Source organism: Burkholderia sp. IDO3, from assembly GCF_003366075.1.
In the GTDB taxonomy this organism is placed as follows: domain Bacteria; phylum Pseudomonadota; class Gammaproteobacteria; order Burkholderiales; family Burkholderiaceae; genus Burkholderia; species Burkholderia anthina.
Genome location: NZ_CP028962.1, coordinates 339,719 through 356,496 on the forward strand (window position 1 = coordinate 339,719; position 16,778 = coordinate 356,496).

At 65.0% G+C, this 16,778-nt stretch carries 19 protein-coding genes; 12 read left to right on the plus strand and 7 right to left on the minus strand.

The window, feature by feature from the left end:
- Positions 1–3: 3 nt before the first annotated feature.
- Both DCN14_RS01560 and cynR read right to left on the minus strand, forming a co-directional pair.
- Positions 4–2,556, minus strand: a complete 2,553-nt coding sequence (locus DCN14_RS01560; RefSeq protein ID WP_096500576.1) for a type VI secretion system Vgr family protein — start codon at positions 2,554–2,556, stop codon at positions 4–6.
- 208 nt (positions 2,557–2,764) lie between these two features.
- Positions 2,765–3,661: a transcriptional regulator CynR gene (gene cynR / locus DCN14_RS01565; protein ID WP_096500574.1), complete on the minus strand. Its 897-nt coding sequence runs from the start codon at positions 3,659–3,661 to the stop codon at positions 2,765–2,767.
- Between the two features lie 113 nt (positions 3,662–3,774).
- Between cynR and DCN14_RS01570 the strand changes: the two genes are divergently transcribed.
- The 8 genes from DCN14_RS01570 (at position 3,775) to DCN14_RS01600 (ending at position 9,623) form a co-directional block, all read left to right on the plus strand.
- Entirely contained in the window at positions 3,775–4,434 is a 660-nt protein-coding gene (locus DCN14_RS01570) for a carbonic anhydrase (RefSeq protein ID WP_096500572.1), read from the plus strand.
- Between the two features lie 30 nt (positions 4,435–4,464).
- Positions 4,465–4,935, plus strand: coding sequence for a cyanase (cynS, locus tag DCN14_RS01575; protein ID WP_096500570.1), 471 nt, complete (start codon positions 4,465–4,467; stop codon positions 4,933–4,935).
- Between the two features lie 110 nt (positions 4,936–5,045).
- Positions 5,046–5,513 carry a nucleoside deaminase gene (locus tag DCN14_RS01580; protein WP_096500568.1) on the plus strand — a complete coding sequence of 156 codons (468 nt, stop codon included), beginning with the start codon at positions 5,046–5,048 and terminating at the stop codon, positions 5,511–5,513.
- Between the two features lie 89 nt (positions 5,514–5,602).
- A complete protein-coding gene (locus DCN14_RS37775; protein WP_143331637.1) occupies positions 5,603–5,887 on the plus strand; it encodes a hypothetical protein in 285 nt (94 codons plus the stop codon).
- Between the two features lie 147 nt (positions 5,888–6,034).
- The gene (gene potA, locus DCN14_RS01585) at positions 6,035–7,192 is read left to right on the plus strand and encodes a polyamine ABC transporter ATP-binding protein (protein WP_096500566.1); all 1,158 of its coding nucleotides are present in this window, start codon (positions 6,035–6,037) and stop codon (positions 7,190–7,192) included.
- 10 nt (positions 7,193–7,202) lie between these two features.
- Positions 7,203–8,198 carry an ABC transporter permease subunit gene (locus DCN14_RS01590; protein ID WP_115531401.1) on the plus strand — a complete coding sequence of 332 codons (996 nt, stop codon included), beginning with the start codon at positions 7,203–7,205 and terminating at the stop codon, positions 8,196–8,198.
- Positions 8,195–9,034, plus strand: coding sequence for an ABC transporter permease subunit (locus DCN14_RS01595; RefSeq protein ID WP_115531343.1), 840 nt, complete (start codon positions 8,195–8,197; stop codon positions 9,032–9,034). Before DCN14_RS01590 ends, DCN14_RS01595 begins: the two co-directional genes overlap by 4 nt.
- 154 nt (positions 9,035–9,188) lie before the next feature.
- Positions 9,189–9,623: a GNAT family N-acetyltransferase gene (locus tag DCN14_RS01600; protein ID WP_096507980.1), complete on the plus strand. Its 435-nt coding sequence runs from the start codon at positions 9,189–9,191 to the stop codon at positions 9,621–9,623.
- A gap of 155 nt (positions 9,624–9,778) precedes the next feature.
- Here the strand turns inward: DCN14_RS01600 and DCN14_RS01605 are convergent, their stop codons facing one another.
- Positions 9,779–10,675: a LysR family transcriptional regulator gene (locus tag DCN14_RS01605; protein ID WP_096507979.1), complete on the minus strand. Its 897-nt coding sequence runs from the start codon at positions 10,673–10,675 to the stop codon at positions 9,779–9,781.
- Between the two features lie 122 nt (positions 10,676–10,797).
- Between DCN14_RS01605 and tam the strand changes: the two genes are divergently transcribed.
- Positions 10,798–11,583, plus strand: a complete 786-nt coding sequence (gene tam, locus DCN14_RS01610) for a trans-aconitate 2-methyltransferase (RefSeq protein ID WP_096507978.1) — start codon at positions 10,798–10,800, stop codon at positions 11,581–11,583.
- A gap of 41 nt (positions 11,584–11,624) precedes the next feature.
- Here the strand turns inward: tam and DCN14_RS01615 are convergent, their stop codons facing one another.
- On the minus strand, positions 11,625–12,215 hold the full coding sequence (locus tag DCN14_RS01615; RefSeq protein WP_096507977.1) for a GNAT family N-acetyltransferase: 591 nt from the start codon (positions 12,213–12,215) through the stop codon (positions 11,625–11,627).
- Between the two features lie 638 nt (positions 12,216–12,853).
- Here DCN14_RS01615 and DCN14_RS01620 point away from each other — a divergent pair.
- On the plus strand, positions 12,854–14,014 hold the full coding sequence (locus DCN14_RS01620; RefSeq protein WP_096507976.1) for a porin: 1,161 nt from the start codon (positions 12,854–12,856) through the stop codon (positions 14,012–14,014).
- Between the two features lie 200 nt (positions 14,015–14,214).
- Complete coding sequence (locus DCN14_RS01625; RefSeq protein ID WP_240327234.1) at positions 14,215–14,424, plus strand: hypothetical protein; 210 nt, start codon at positions 14,215–14,217, stop codon at positions 14,422–14,424.
- 62 nt (positions 14,425–14,486) lie between these two features.
- Here the strand turns inward: DCN14_RS01625 and DCN14_RS01630 are convergent, their stop codons facing one another.
- The 3 genes from DCN14_RS01630 to DCN14_RS37780 form a co-directional block, all read right to left on the minus strand.
- Positions 14,487–15,539 (minus strand): site-specific integrase, encoded by a 1,053-nt coding sequence (locus DCN14_RS01630; protein ID WP_096507975.1) that lies wholly within the window; start codon positions 15,537–15,539, stop codon positions 14,487–14,489.
- A 199-nt stretch (positions 15,540–15,738) separates the two neighbouring features.
- Positions 15,739–15,975, minus strand: coding sequence for a hypothetical protein (locus DCN14_RS01640; protein ID WP_096507974.1), 237 nt, complete (start codon positions 15,973–15,975; stop codon positions 15,739–15,741).
- Entirely contained in the window at positions 15,972–16,532 is a 561-nt protein-coding gene (locus DCN14_RS37780; RefSeq protein WP_143331720.1) for a hypothetical protein, read from the minus strand. Before DCN14_RS37780 ends, DCN14_RS01640 begins: the two co-directional genes overlap by 4 nt.
- A 36-nt stretch (positions 16,533–16,568) precedes the next feature.
- On the opposite strand from DCN14_RS37780, the gene DCN14_RS01650 reads away from it, so the two are divergent.
- On the plus strand, positions 16,569–16,778 hold the full coding sequence (locus DCN14_RS01650; protein WP_096507972.1) for a hypothetical protein: 210 nt from the start codon (positions 16,569–16,571) through the stop codon (positions 16,776–16,778).

A 16,778-nucleotide genomic window follows, 5' to 3' on the forward strand; every position in this document is an offset into this window, starting at 1 on the left:
CGTTCATGTGCGGGGCGTCAGTGCGGACTTCGTTTTCGCGGCGCTGCGACGGCATTCCGAACATACGCCTTCGGGCAGGCGCGGCAGCGGATAGTCGATGCTGGCCGGGCCCGAGAAGCTGTGGTCGCTTCCCTTGAAATCGACCTTGCCGGGCGCGTGGATCTCGATGTTGCCGTTACCGATGCGAATGTACGCACCACCGGACGTCAACAGGATCGGCTGCTTCGACGCGATGTCGATTTGTGCGGTAGCGGCGACGACCTTCACGGTCTTTTGCGCGGTGAGCTGGACGTCGTCGTCATGCGCGCGGATCTCGACCTTGCCGTTGCCGGCAAACAGCTTGATTCCCGAGTTCTGCGCGAACAGGCTCACCGACGAGATTACGCTCGCGATCAGCGATTTTCCGGCCGCGATATGCATGTTCTGGCCGCTGACGACATTGACATGCTTGTCCGCGACCATTTGCAGCGACTGCTGGCTGACCATCCCGATGCCGGCCGGACTGCCGAACAGCATCACGGGCTGCGCAAATGCGTTCGCGTTGCCGGTGCCGCCGCCCGCCGTACGTCCGCCCGATGCCGCGCCGGACACGCTCTGCTGCGTTGCGTCGGTGAACGCCTTCAGCGCATCGCGACCGGGCTGCAGCGTGTCGGCCTGATGCGCCTCGCTCACGCCGGACAACGATTCGAGCAGGCCTTCTCCGCCGACGAGCTGTTGTTGCGCCTCGCGTACGTCGAGCGGCTGGCTCGACACGGTCTTCGGATGCGTCGTGACGTACAGGCCCTGGCTCGCGCGCACGGCGCCGTAGGCATCGGACCGCAGGTCGAAGCCGCTGCCGACGTAAGCGCCGCGCGTATTGCCGGACTGCTCGATCAGATAGCCGAGGTGCAGCGCGCTGTTCGCCGTGCTGCTGTAGAGCTGCGCGCGGTTCTGCCCGGTCGCGTCGTCCATCACGAGCTGGTTGTAGCCGCTGCCCGCGTATTCCTTCGAACGGAAGCCGGACAGCAGGCCGTCGGTATGCCACTGCGGCTTGGTCGCACCGTTGTAGACCCGGGCCGTGACGATCGGCCGGTCGCAGTCGCCGGACATCCAGTCGACCACGACCTCCTCGCCGATGCGCGGCACGTGCACGCTGCCGTACCCGCCGCCGGTATCGGACGACGCGACGCGCAGCCAGCACGATGCACGCTCGTCGCCTTCGTTCAGGCGATCCCAGTGGAATCGCACCTTGATCCGGTTCAGCGCGTCGGTATGCACCTCTTCGCCCTTGGGCCCCGCGACGGTCGCGGTCTGCAGGTGCATCTCGGGTTTCGGATGCTCGAACGGGCTGTGGAACGGCACCGTCTGGCGCTGCGCCTCGACCTCGACGAGATAGAAGCCCTCGCTGCCGTCGGCGTGGCGCACGGCCATCGCGCCGGCCGCATCGCCGAGCAGTGCCTTCATTGCGTCGAACTGCGCGGCCAGCCCGTGCGGAAACTGCGACGGCGTGGCGGGAATGTTGTTCCTGATCCACCAGGCCGTCTCGATGACGGCGAACCGGTTGCCGTCCTGTTCGGCAGGCGGATGTGCAGGATGGTCGGTCAGCTCGAACACCCGGCCCGCGTCGATGCCGCGCATGCCGCCGATCCCGTGGAACCGCTTCGCGCGCGATTCCCATTCTTCCATCCGGATGGTCGACTGACGGTTGCCGTCACCCTGAGCGCCGTACGTATACGCGCCGGTGTACGTGTAGACCTCGGCCTGGTCCGGCAGATCGCCCTGGTCGGGCCGGGCCGGAACGTCGGTGCTCTTCGGATTGAGCGCGGTGCCGGGCGACTTGTAGTCGAACGTGCGCGTCGCGTAACGGCTGCTTTGCAGCGTGCGGGTGCCCGACCACTGGATGAGCGCCTGGGTCTCGTCGCCCGCGGCGGCGCGCTGGAACGGCACGCGGGCCGGCGTGGCGGCCGGCAGCGCGTGCAGCGAATCGGTGATCACCAGCGTATGGTGCGAGCCGTCCGGCGCCTGCTCGAAATAGCCGAACAGGCCTTCGTCCTCGAGCAGACGATGGACGAAATGCCAGTCGTCCTCGAATTGCATGCAGAACGAACGGTTTCTCAGCGGTGCGGAGAGCGCGAAACGGAACATGCCGCCGGCTTGCGGATGCTGGTTGAATACGTCGGTAATGATGTCGTCGGCGGTGCGGTCCTGCCAGATGCGCTGGTCGCGGCGGTATCGGAGAAACCCGAGCCACGACATGAAGCGAATCTGGTACGCGGTGAGGCCGCCGTCGAAGCCGAGCCGGCGCGCGGTCTGCACATAGCCGTGCCACGGCAGGTAGGTGTCGCCTTGCTGTTCGATCCACAGCGTGACGGGCTGCGCGATCAGCTTCTTCAGCTCGATGTTGTCGCGGGTCGAGATGGCGTCGATGGTCAACGTGAACTCGCGGCCGAGCCGCGACGTGCCGTGGACGGTCTGCGGCAGCAAGACGCTCTGGCCCAGCGGGGTATCGAGCTTGAGCAGGCGACCTTGCTGAAACAGGCCGCCGCCGATGGCGCGAACGAGTTCTTGTGAATTCATCGTCGTGGCCCTCTTGAATCGAGAACGATGAGCGGGCGACGCTCTCGCCGGATTTATCGTAGGAATGCTCTCGGTTCGCGATTTTACCGGATAAATCCCGCCACTTCGGCATCCGGCCGCAGGCTTGCATCCGGGGTCGGACTCGGTATGAATGACCGACGGCGCGTGCGTCGACGGCCTCGCGCAGGGCCGCCGCCCGCGGCACCGGTCATCGCGCGCGTTTGCCCGCGCCGGCGTGCTGCGCGAGCGCCAGCTCGACGAACGCGCGCGCCGCGGCGCTGCGATACGCGCCCTTGCGCTGCAGCAATACGGCGGTGCGCCGCAGCACGACCGGATCGAGCGCCACCGCGACGAGATCCTCGTGCTCGATGGCGATCGTGGCGGGCAGCAGCGTGGCGAGGTGGGTGCGGCGCACGATCTCGATCACAGCGCCGATCGAGTTGGCCTCCATCAGCACGCGCGGCTGCACGTCGTGCTCGCGGAAATAGCGGTCGATCTGGCCGCGCGTCGCGAATTCGGCCGTGAGCAGCACGAGCGTCGCGTCGCGCAGCGCGCGCTGGCCGGCGGTGCGCTTTTTCGCGAACGCGTGCCGGCGGTTCACGACGAGCGCGAGCGTCTCGACCAGCAGCGTCTGCACTTCGATATCCGCGCTTTGCACATCCTCGAACGCGATGCCGACGTCGAGCTCGTCGTCGACGAGCAGCGCCTCGATCCGCTCCTGCGACATCTCGCGCACCGACAGCGACACGTCCGGATAGCGGCTGTGAAACGCGTCGACGAGCGGCCCGACGAGGTAGGTCGTGAAGGTCGGCGTGACCGCAATGCGCAGCGAGCCGCGGCTCAGGTCCTGCACGTCGTGGATCGCGCGCCGGCCTTCCGCGAGATCGTGCAGCGCCTGCCGCGCATAGCGGAAATACACGTCGCCCGCATCCGTCAACCGCGTGACGCGGCCGGTGCGGTCGAACAGTTGCGCGCCGAGGGTGTCCTCGAGCTGGCGGATCTGCTGCGACAGCGCGGGCTGCGACACGTGGAGCGCGGCGGCGGCGCGCGTGAAGCTGCGATGCTCGGCGACGGCCAGGAAGTAGTTGATATGGCGCAGCAGCATGTCCGATCCTATAAGTGGTGCTTATGCGGCAGATCATAAATCAGTCTTTTACGTTATCGGAAGCGGGGCGTAACCTGCCCTTCATCGATCCCGCCCACACCGGAGGCCATGCGATGAAGGACATCATCGACGGATTTCTGAAGTTCCAGCGCGAAGCCTATCCGGAGCGCGCCGCGCTGTTCCACGATCTCGCGCGCCGGCAGAACCCGCGCGCGCTGTTCATCTCGTGCTCGGACAGCCGGCTCGTGCCGGAACTCGTCACGCAGCGCGAGCCGGGCGACCTGTTCGTGATCCGCAATGCCGGCAACATCGTGCCGTCGTACGGCCCGGAGCCGGGCGGCGTGTCGGCGTCGGTCGAATACGCGGTCGCCGCGCTGCGCGTGACCGACGTCGTGATCTGCGGACATTCCGACTGCGGCGCGATGACCGCGATCGCCACGTGCCAGTGCATGGACCACATGCCGGCCGTCGGCCACTGGCTGCGCTATGCCGACTCGGCGCGCGTCGTGAACGAGGCGCGCACGCATCGCAGCGAGCGCGAGCGGATCGACTCGATGGTGCGCGAAAACGTGATCGCGCAACTCGCGAACCTGAAGACGCATCCCGCCGTGCGGCTCGCGCGCGAAGAGGGCCGCCTCGCGCTGCACGGCTGGGTCTACGACATCGAGTCGGGCTCGATCGACGCGTACGACGGCGCGACCGGCCGGTTCGTGTCGCTCGCCGGGCATCCCGGCGTACGCGCGACGCCTGCGGCGCTGTCCGCCGCGGCCTGAAACCTGTTTGTTCACCCACGAGGTATTGCCATGATTCAGTCCCAGCACAGCCAGAGCGCACGCCACGCGCTTGCCGAAACCGTCGTGCTCGCGAAGGCGCGCAAGAACCTGTCGTTCGCGCAGCTCACCGAAGGCACCGGCCTGAGCGAAGCGTTCGTCACGGCCGCGCTGCTCGGCCAGCACGCGCTGCCGGCCGACGCGGCGCGCAGCGTCGCCGGCAAGCTCGGCCTCGATGACGACGCGGTGCTGCTGCTGCAGACGATTCCGCTGCGCGGCAGCATCGACGATCGCGTGCCGACCGACCCGACGATCTACCGCTTCTACGAAATGCTGCAGGTGTACGGCACGACGCTGAAGGCGCTCGTCCACGAGAAGTTCGGCGACGGCATCATCAGCGCGATCAATTTCCGGCTCGACGTGAAGAAGGTCGACGATCCGGAAGGCGGTTCGCGCGCGGTGATCACGCTCGACGGCAAGTACCTGCCGACCAAGCCGTTCTGATGCGGTTGCCGCGCCGCGGCCGCGAGGTCGTGCGGCGCGGATTCGTCTGACGCACGCCGGCTGCCGGCCGGCGCGCGATTCCGCCAATTCGTTTCAACGAGGACACAGCCATGGATTTTGTGAAACGCACGATCGATCTCGCGATGAAGAACGTGGAAGAGGGCGGCCGCCCGTTCGCGACGGTGATCGTGCGCGACGGCGAGATCGTCGCGGAAAGCCCGAACCTCGTCGCGCAGACGAGCGATCCGACCGCGCACGCGGAAATCCTCGCGGTGCGCGATGCGTGCCGCAAGCTCGGCACCGAGCACCTGACGGACTGCGAGATCTACATTCTCGCGAGCCCGTGCCCGATGTGCCTGGGCTCGCTGTACTACTGCAGCCCGAAGCGCGTGATCTACATCACGACGCGCGAGGACTACGCGCCGTTCTATCGCGACGACCGCAAGTATTTCGAGCTCGATACGTTCTATGCCGAGTATGCGAAGCCGGTCGAGGCGCGCCGCCTGCCGATGGTGCAGCAAAAGCACGGCGACGCGATTCGCGTCTACCAGCGCTGGAAGGAACTGAACGCCAAGTGATGCCGGCGGCGCGGCACCGCCGCCGCGACTGCTCGTTTTCCCCACCCTCCGCTTCGCCCGGCGGCCATCGTGCCGGCCGGGTTTCCCGCATGGCAGCGCGGGCGCGTGCCGCGCCCCGTTTTCCCGGCCCTTCTCACATCGATTCCGTTCAATGTCCGGAACGGAAATCCGCGATCCAAAAGGTTTTTGACGGGTTTAAAAATTCGCACTGGAGACGACAGATGCGTGCGGAAAGCCCGATGAAAACCGATGAAATCATCATGACAGCCAGCATGGCGAACGAAGCCGACGGCGTGCCCGAGCGGCCGCCGACGATCGCCGTGCGCGATGTGCCGGCGCCGTTCCGTGCGCCGGCCGGATGCCGCCGCCGCTGATCGTCGCACTTTGCTCCGACACCCGCTTGCTTGCGCCACACGACCCGGATGAGGAATCGCTCGATCCCTCTCCGCAGGCACCGCGCGGCCGCACGAGTGGTCGTGCATGACCCCCGACATTCGCATACTTTCTCAACACGGACCATCATGAAACGGGATTCATTCAGTACACCTGAGGCAGTACGTCGGAACGCGACGACCGACACGCTCAAGCCGAACGACGCCTTCGTGCGCATCGAAAACGTCGTGAAGAAATTCGGCGACAGCACGGCCGTCGACAACGTGAACCTGACGATCGCGAAGAACGAATTGTTCGCGCTGCTCGGCAGCTCCGGCTGCGGCAAGTCGACGCTGCTGCGCATGCTCGCCGGGCTCGAGACGGCCACCTCCGGCAAGATCTTCGTCGACGGCGAGGATCTCGCGTCGCTGCCGCCGTACCGCCGCCCGGTGAACATGATGTTCCAGTCGTACGCGCTGTTCCCGCACATGTCGGTCGAGTCGAACGTCGCGTTCGGGCTGAAGCAGGAAGGCACGCCCAGGAACGAGATCAAGGAACGCGTGGCCGATGCGCTCGCGCTCGTGCAGATGAGCAAGTACGCGAAGCGCAAGCCGCATCAGCTGTCGGGCGGCCAGCAGCAGCGCGTCGCGCTCGCACGCTCTCTGGTGAAGCGCCCGAAGCTGCTGCTGCTCGACGAGCCGATGTCCGCGCTCGACAAGAAGATCCGCCAGAAGACCCAGCTCGAACTCGTGAACATCATCGAGAAGGTCGACGTGACCTGCGTGATGGTCACGCACGACCAGGAAGAGGCGATGACGATGGCCAGCCGCCTCGCGGTGATGAGCGAAGGCAAGATCGTGCAGATCGGCACGCCCGGCGAAGTGTACGAATACCCGAACAGCCGCTTCTCGGCCGAGTTCATCGGCTCGACGAACCTGTTCGAAGGCCGCGTGGTGGAGGACGAACCCGATCACATCTTCGTCGAGAGCGACGATCTCGAGGCACGCATGTACGTGAGCCACGGCGTGTCCGGCCCGCTCGGGATGCCGGTCGGCATCTCGGTGCGCCCGGAGCGTGTGCAGGTGTCGCGCGACAAGCCCGGCTCGCATCACAACTGGGCACGCGGCGTCGTGACCGACATCGCGTACATGGGCAGCTACTCGCTGTATCACGTGCGTTTGCCGAGCGGCAAGACGGTGGTGTCGAACCTGTCGAGCTCGCACCTGATGCACGACAGCGCGCCTTCGTGGAACGACGACGTGTTCGTGTCGTGGTCGCCGGCCAGCGGCGTCGTGCTGACGCAATGAGGACGACATGATGAGAACTTCCACTTCCACACCGTCCGCGCCGTCCGCGCCGGTGCCGACCGGCGCCGCAAGCACCGGCCCGGGCCGCGCCCGCGCGGGCCGCTTCGCGCTGCTGTCGCGCTTCCTGCCGTCGGGGCGCAGCGTCGCGATCGGCGTGCCGTTCCTGTGGCTCACGGTCTTCTTCGCGCTGCCGTTCGTGCTGGTGTTCAAGATCAGCTTCGCCGACCAGGTGATGGGGATTCCGCCGTACACGTCGCTCGTCGAGTTCAAGGACGGCGTCGTGCACTTCGCGCTGCAACTGGGGCACTACGCGTTCCTGCTGCAGGACGACCTGTACATCGCGACCTACCTCAGCTCGCTGAAGATGGCCGCCGTGTCGACGCTGCTCTGCCTGCTGATCGGCTATCCGATGGCGTACTACATCGCGCGCGCGGAACCGGCGCGCCGCAACGTGCTGATGATGGCCGTGATGCTGCCGTTCTGGACGTCGTTCCTGATCCGCGTGTACGCGTGGATCGGCATCCTGAAGGACGACGGCCTGCTGAACCACGCGCTGATCGCGCTGGGCATCATCCACACGCCGCTGCGCCTCTATCACAGCGACGCGGGCGTCTACATCGGGATGGTCTATTCGTACCTGCCGTTCATGGTGATGCCGCTGTACGCGCACCTCGTGAAGATGGACCTCACGCTGCTCGAAGCCGCGTACGACCTCGGCGCGAAGCCGTGGGTCGCGTTCACGCGCATCACGCTGCCGCTGTCGAAGAACGGGATCATCGCCGGCAGCCTGCTGGTGTTCATCCCGGCGGTGGGCGAGTACGTGATTCCGGAACTGCTCGGCGGCGCGGACACGCTGATGATCGGCCGCGTGATGTGGGACGAGTTCTTCAACAACATGGACTGGCCGATGGCGTCCGCGGTGACGGTCGCGATGGTGATGCTGCTGCTGGTGCCGATGGCGCTGTTCCAGTACTACCAGGTCAAGGAACTGGAGGAAGCGAAATGATCAAGCCGAGCAAACCGCTGTCGACGGGCGTTCTCGCCTTCGGCTTCCTGTTTCTGTACATCCCGATCATCAGCCTCGTCGTGTACTCGTTCAACGAGTCGAAGCTGGTGACGGTGTGGTCGGGCTTCTCGCTGAAGTGGTACGCGGCGCTTCTGGACGACGACGAGCTGCTGACCGCCGCGTGGCTGTCGCTGAAGATCGGCCTGCTGACGGCGACGGCGTCGGTGGTGATCGGCACGTGGGCGGGTTTCGTGCTCGCGCGCTTCGGCCGCTTCAAGGGCTTCACGCTGTACACGGGGATGATCAACGCGCCGCTGGTGATTCCGGAGGTGATCCAGGGGATCTCGCTGCTGCTGCTGTTCGTGGCGCTGGAGCAGATGTTCGGCTGGCCGAAGGGTCGGGGGATGGTGACGATCTGGATCGGTCACGTGATGCTCTGCGTGTCGTACGTGGCGATCATCGTGCAGTCGCGCGTGAAGGAGATGAACAAGTCGCTCGAAGAGGCCGCGCTGGATCTGGGCGCGACGCCGCTGAAGGTGTTCTTCGTGGTGACGCTGCCGCTGATCTCGCAGGCGCTGCTGTCGGGGTGGCTGCTGTCGTTCACGCTGTCGATCGACGATCTGGTGCTGTCGGCGTTTCTCTCCGGGCCGGGATCGACGACGCTGCCGCTGGTGGTGTTCTCGCGCGTGCGGCTCGGGCTGAACCCGGAGATGAACGCGCTGGCGACGCTGTTCATCTCGGCCGTGACGATCGGCGTGATCGTCGTGAACCAGGCGATGATCGCGCGCGAGCGGCGCCGGGTAGCCGACATGAAGGCGGCGTTCGCGGCGGCCTGAGCGGGTACGGCGGGTGTCGTAGCGGCGGGCGCGCGATGCGCCCGCCGTTTGCGCTTTTGTCATGAAGTGCGTCAGGGGTCTCGTTCGGCGCCCGTCATGCAGCATGCGGACGCGCTATAGTCGTGCGACGCCCGTTCACGCCCGCCTTGACTACATGACCGCACATCCCGACGTTTCCTTCCAGCTGACCGACACCGAACAACCGGCCGCACGCGACTTCATCAGCAGCAAGCTCGGCGAATTCAACCACGCGATGACGGGGCGATCCGACACGGCGGCGCTCGATGTCTACGTGACCGATCCCGCGACCGGCGAGGTATTGGGCGGCCTCACTGGCCGGACGTCGCTCGGGTTGTTCTTCATCGACCTTTTCTACCTGCCGGAATCGCTGCGTGGCGGCGGCTTCGGCAGCCGGCTGCTGCGCGAGGCCGAAGCGGAAGCGAAGCGGCGCGGATGCGCCCGTGCGGTGCTCTACACGATTACGTTCCAGGCACCGGATTTCTACCGCAAGCAGGGTTACGAGGCGTTCGGCGAAGTGCCGTGCGAACCGGAAGGCACGGCGCGGGTGTTCATGGTCAAGGCGCTGTGAGCGGGATTGCGCGGTGGTGGCAGGGGGTACGCACCGTCGGATAGCGGCATCCTCCTGACATCCACCGACATCGCGCGGCAGGGCAACGAAGCATGCGACGCGGTTGACTGTCCGCAACGGCTGCCGTTCCGGCAGCATCTTCGCCGCATTCCCGATCAATGCCCCGGCGCCGCGCGCTCCACGATCATGTCGTACAACGCCCGCGCCGCGGGCGACAACTGCGCGGCCCTGCGCGTCACCAGCACGAGCGTGCGCGATACCGACGGTTCGACGAGCGCGATCGTGCGGATCATCGGATACGCATTCTTCTGAATCGCGAGCTTCGGCACCACGGCCGCGCCGAGCCCTTCGGCGACGAGCCCGAGCGCGGTCGAACTGCGCTGCACTTCGTAGAACGAATGCAGCGACACGCCGCTCGTTTTCAGCGCACCTTCGAGCAACCCGCGATTGCCGCTCACTTCGCCGGCGAAGATCAGCGGATGCGGCTGCAGCGCCGCCCAGCGAATCCGCCGCCGCTTCGCGAACGGATGATCGTCGCGGCACACGAGCACGTAAGGGTCATCGGTCAGCGACACGCTGACGAGTTCGGGGTGCTGATCGCCGGCGATGCCGATCCCGAATTCCGCTTCGCGTCGCAATACGGCCTGCAGCACCGACGCCGATGCGTGATCGAGGATCTTCACGCGATCGTGCGGCCGGCGTTCGGAGAACGCGCGCAGAATGCGGGGCAGATATTGCACGCCGACGGTCGGCACGCACGCGATCGTCACGTCGCCGCGCTGGCTCAGGCCGGTTTCGCGGATTTCGGTCAGTGCATCCGACAGCTCGCTCAGCAACCGGCGCGCTTGCGGCAGGAAACGCCGGCCGATCTCGGTGAGCGCCGTGCGGCGCGTCGTGCGCTCGACCAGCGCGACGCCGAGAAACGCTTCGAGCTTGCGCAACCGTTGCGTGATGGCCGTTTGCGTCACGTGCAGCGTCTCGGCGGCCTGCCTGAAGCTGCCGCCGTCGGCGATCGCGACGAAGGCCTGCACACCCAGCGTATCTATTTTCATCAGAATTTTGAATCAATAGTGATATTAAATTCATTTTACTGACGATCGTCGGGATCGCAGAATGCGTTGTATCGACGGTTGCCCGTATTCCGGCACCGTCCACGCCGACCCGGAGGACTATCGTGACGACCCCACTCGACCCATACGCGAACCAGTACATGCAATTCGAGCGCGAACGCACGCGGCCCGTGCGCGATCTGCTGGCTGCCGTGCCGGACACGCCGATCCGCACCGCGATCGACATCGGCTGCGGGCCCGGCAACTCGACCGAGGCGCTGATCGCACGCGCACCGGACGCGACGGTGCGCGGGATCGACGCATCGCCGGACATGATCGCGGCCGCGCGCAAGCGCCTGCCTGCGCTGCGTTTCGATCTGGCCGATGTCGCCACGTGGGACGATCCGGGCGGCTACGACCTGATCCTGTCGAACGCGGTGCTGCAATGGGTGCCCGCGCACGACACGCTGTTTCCGTCGCTGGTTGGCCGGCTTGCGCCGGGCGGCCATCTCGCGGTGCAGATGCCGGACAACCTCGACGAACCGGCACACCGGTTGATGCGCGAAGTCGCCGCGGCCGGGCCGTGGGCGGAGAAGCTGAAGCAGGCCGCGCGCACCGCGCGGTTCGATGCGCGGCACTACTACGCGCTGCTGTCGCCGTTGTGTTCGCGGGTGGACGTGTGGCGCACGACGTACTACCACCCGCTGAGCGGCGGCGCCGATGCGGTCGTCGAATGGTTCAAGGGCAGCGCATTGCGGCCGTTCCTCGCGGCGCTGGACGAAGGCGAGCGCGCTGCGTTCGTCGCGCGCTACCGCGAAGCCGTCGCGGGGCCGAACGGCTATCCGGTGCTCGACGACGGCACCGTGCTGCTGCCGTTTCCGCGCCTGTTCATCGTCGCGACGCGGAAGTAACCGACAGGTAGTTCCGAAGCGGGACGGCGGCCGGAATTCGGTCAGGCCGGCGGCAGCACCGATTCCGGGTCGACCGTCCGGCTTGTCGCGCGCTGCCCGTCGCGCAGATCCTTGTACCAGAAGAGGGCGACTTCGCCGTCGTTCGCGCCGTCGGCGTACAGGAAGCGGTCGTGCCCGCCCACGACGAAACCCGCGCGGGCATACGTGCAGCAGGCTGCGACGTTGTTCGCCTGCGTCTCCAGCCGCATGAAGCCGAACCCGCGGCTGCGCGCCCACGCTTCCGCCGCGGCCAGCAGGAACTGGCTGATACCTTGCCGCCGGCAGGTCCGGTCGACCGCGAGTTCCGCGATCTCGGCCATCCCGTTCCAGCTTTCCGTCATGGCGAGGAATCCCGCGAGGCGCCCGCCCGCGGTCGCCCGAAACAGCGCGGTGCCGCCGGATCCGTCGCGTGCCCCGCCGGTCGGGGCGAAGCCGTAGTCCTTGCGCTGCACGGGCAGCGCGCGCAGATCGAGCAGATCCTGGTACGGCGCATTCAGTTCCCACGCGATCTCGAACGAGAAGTCGCACCTATTCAGTTCATCGGCGGGAAGGTCGACCACCTGTTCGATGCTGATGTGCTCGGCTCGGTCCATATGTCGGTGTCCTGTCTTCAGCGGGATTGCCCGGTATTCCCCGGAGCGGGCGCCGCCATCGTGCGGCGAGCCGGCGCACCCCCTCGTTCCTGTTTCGGATTGCTGCGCGCGCACAATGCGCTCGTCGCGACTTCGTTCAACGCCCGATTATGCGGGATGCCGGCGCATGCCCGGCCGCGTTCGGCGGTCGCCGCCGGCTCGCCGCTCCCGGGCACGTTGCGCGACGCCTGTGGAAGAAAGGCGACAGGAGCCCGAATAATTGTTTACCGCTTGATGACAACTCGATATATTTTGAAAAATATATCGAAGGTCGTGATGCCGACAGGCATCGCGCCGTCCATCCGCTCCACGAAAGCCGGAAGAGATTCTGGCCGGCATCGCCGGGGCAACGCGTCGTGATCGCGTGCGTATCGATGCGCACGCGATCACGACGCTGCAAGTCGAGCGGCTGTCCTTGCGGCATGCCGCTTCAGCAAGTCCATACCGGCATCGTTTCCGAACATCGTGCAGCGCGCATGAGGCGTACGCACGTCCGGCCGATCCGGCGCGGCTTGCCCCCGTTCGTCATCGTTTTTCGTCAACACGCCGCGCGTTCAGCAGCGATGCAAACGCGTGCGCTCACAACAAAAGGAAGCACCATGAAGAAGACCATCGCGGCCGCGGCCGCACTCGGGATGTTCGGCGCCGCACACGCGCAAAGCAGCGTCACGCTTTACGGGCTGATCGATGCGGGTGTCACGTATTCGAACAAGGTGGCGACGTCGACGGGGCACGACAAGCTCGTCAAGTATGGCGACGGCGTCGCGTCGGGCAGCCGCTGGGGCATCCGCGGCACCGAGGATCTCGGCGGCGGCCTGAAGGCATTGTTCGTGCTGGAAAGCGGTTTCAGCAGCGGCGACGGCACGATCGGCCAGGGCGGCGCGATATTCGGCCGTCAGGCGTTCGTCGGTCTGTCGAAGAACGGCATCGGCTCGCTGACGTTCGGTCGTCAGTACTCGTTCTCGACCGACTACATCGGCGGCAACTACACGATGGGCAGCCAGACGCCGGCCGGCAACTATGCGTATCACATCAACGACCTCGACCAGCTGACGTCGAGCCGCATCAACAACGCGGTGAAGTTCCAGAGCGCGAATTTCGCGGGCCTGACGTTCGGCGCGATGTATGGCTTCTCGAACTCGACCCAGTTCGCCGGCACGCCGACCACCACCGGCACGAACGCCACGCAGGGCGCGTCGAGCACGTACAGCTTCGGTGCGAACTATGCGCAGGGGCCGTTCGGCATCGGCGCCGCGTATACGAACATCCGCTTCCCGAACGGCGCGTCGCCGGCCTTCGGCGTGAGCATCGCGAACATCAACACGCTCGGGTTGCGCGACCTCGAAACGTTCGGCATCGGCGCGCGCTACGCGATCGCGGCGGGCCTCGTGTGGGCGAACTGGACGCATACGACGTTCAAGCCGCTGTCGGGCGATTCGTCGAAGCTGAACAACTACGAAATCGGCGGCCGCTACGCGTTCACGCCGGCATGGAGCGCGGGCCTCGGCTACACGTTCTCGAAGCTCGACGACCGCTTCGAAGGCAAGTGGCACCAGGTCAACGCGGCCGTCGACTACGCGCTGTCGAAGCGCACCGACGTGTACGTGAGCGCGGCCTACCAGAAGGCGTCGGGCAGCAACACGGTCAACGGCCGCGCGGTGCCGGTGCAGGCGGAAATCGGTTCGTCGACGTCGTTCATCGGCAACGCGGGCGCGAACACGCAGTTCGTCACGCGTATCGGCCTGCGTCACAAGTTCTGATCGACGGGCAGCACGGACGTCGCCGAAGCCGGCGACGTCCGCCGAACGGGCGCTCCAGTGCGGAGCGCCCGTTTCGCTGTGACGGCACGCAACGCCGCAACCACACGACGCATCGGCGCGGAACACGATATATTCGATCGTGCATATCGAAACGATATTCGAACGCACCGACCCACATTCATCAGCACGGGAGCACCATTGTGAATTCGACGCACCGGGAAGCCGTCGGCGAAGCCTTTTCGCTCGATGCGATGCAGCATGCAAGAACCATGACGTGGCAGGCCGTCGACGCGATCGCGGCCGGTATCCGGCCCGGCATGCGGGAATCGGAGGCCAACGCGCTCGGGCTGCGCGTGCTCAAGGAACTCGGGATGGACCGCATCTGGCATCCGATCACGTGTCCCGAGTGATGATCGGGATACGGCAAATGCAAGATCGTCGAAACCCTTACGCAGCAAGGCTTTCGACTACTTCACGATGCCGCTCGGATAGCTGTGCCACAAATATCCGATTCAGGTTGTGCCCAAACTGTGACCGCCTCTGCATGCTGGGCCAGGTGATCTGGTGCCAAGTGTGCGTAACGCAGCACCATCTCATACGTCGCCCAAGCGCCCAATTCCTTCAGACGCTCGAGCGGCGTCCCACCCTGGACGTGCCAGCTCGCCCAGGTGTGCCGAACATCGTGGAACCGGAAATTCTCGATGTTCGCGCGCGCGCAAGCGGCTTTCCATTGGTTCCAGTCAAGCACCTTGATTCGCTTACCTCGGCGCGTGAAAACAAGGTGGTGGTGCTTACCGATCTGCTGTCGAATCAGCTCGACAGCCTCCCGGTTCAGCGGTACCCCAATGGGCTTTCGCGCCTTTGCTTGATCTGGATGAATCCACGCGCGTTTCGCGACGAGGTCGATCTGCGACCATTCGAGGTCGAAAATATTGGCGCGTCTCAACCCTGTCGCAAATCCGAACGCCGTAACGTCTCTCAGCCAGTCGGTATTGATGCTCAACAGCAGCCGCTGCGCCTCCTCGCGCGTGATCCAGCGGATCCGTTTGTTCGACTCCCGCTCCTCGAACAACTTGGGCGCCCTCTCAAGCCATCCCCATTTATTTGCTGCTTCATTCAGCATTGCGCGGATGGTCGCAAGGTATCGGTTGCGCGTTGCTGATTTTGGCCTGCCGGGCCGGGTACCTCCATACAACTTGTCCGGAAGGGCTGCCATGATTTCAGTCGCTTTGATAGTGTCGATATAGCGTCCGACGAACTTCTCACCGAAGTGGCGAAGGTGTCGGGCCTTATCGCTTCGATCTCGATCTGATGACAGCCCTTTCAGGAATCGCACGACGGCTTCCTTATATGTGTGACGCTCGCGTTCGCCGAGCTTCGACGTGCGCCACATCTCCGATTTCACCCTGTCGTGATATTCCTCAGCTTCCTTCCGGTCGGAAGTCCCACAAGAGCGGCGTATTCTTTCTCCACTTGGCGTGCGGAGATCGAGGTAATAGACGCCGCTGCGCTTTCGGATGGACATACTTCCTCCTGTGCCGTCCGCGCCGGTCGGTCAGAATTGTAACCTTGCGATGCGGATTTCAAATTTTCCGGCCAGATTCGCCAGACACCGCCGATCTTGAAGAACCCCAATGACTTGCGGTTCGCGTAGATCGTTGAATACGAAATCGCGAGCAGCTCGGCCGCCTCTTTCAGGGTTAGCGCACGCTGAATTGTTTCGCTCATAGGTCGATGCTCAAGAATTTGGTAACGAAGCGTGCGACTTCGCTGTGGTGACGGCGGTAGATGATGCAAATGCCTCCGCCGAGGTCGAGCGGTCGGCCTCGACGGTTGTCGTCGTTCAGCTCGGCCTGGTGGTCGCAACAGATAGAGCGCACCATGGCGGCGAGCGCGACTGGATCGTCGAGCAGCCGATATAGGAAGTCATGGTTGATCTCGATCACGGTTCGAGTGCTCATGCAGCAAGCTCCTCGTCGTTGATGTCCATCGACTGCCGGAAGATTCGACCGCGCACGCCAGTCGGAATGGTGACGAGGCCCGCGGCTGCAAGAAACGGATTTCTCCGTTGGGCGGTGCTTGCCGCACGTGCTGCAGCAGACTTGATCGAGCCGGGGCAGGGCATGTCAGGCTGTTTTCCGTACGACCAGATCGGACGCCATTGAGCTTTGCCGACGGGCGGGATCCAGTCGGAGATGTACACCTCGACGCGATGAATGGTCAGCAGCTCGCTAACTCGCTGCTGGCTGACATTGCAACGCTTCACAAGCTCGCGAACGGATAGCGCTTCCTGCTCGAGGATGGCACGCATGCGATCCCATGCAGGTGCCGCGAATTGCTCACGGCGGCGCGGGGGTCGTTTGACCTTCAGGACGATGCGTGCGTAGGTCTGAACCGATTTCCGAGAATGCCGAGGAAATGCTGCATATAGCTCGGCGGTCGGCGTATTTGATGGATAGAGGCGCGCAAGCAGGCGCACCTCGCTGGTCGTCCACAGGTTGTGTGCCGACGTCGACATGCTACGATTCCTCCCGGTTTTTCCAGAGGGCACCAGATGAAGACGGTTTTCCTGATGCGTGGGTATGAGATGAACTGCACGCCGCGCTCCACCGATGACGGTAAGTTCGCTGCGCAGGTCGAAGTGACGAAGGTTGGTTTCAGTCGAGAGGCTGCGTTTCGGAACCTGGGCGAGTTCGAAACGGAAGAGAGGGCTGTTGAGTACGCAAAGAACTTCTCGGTCGAGTGGCTGAGCCGGTACGGCTGA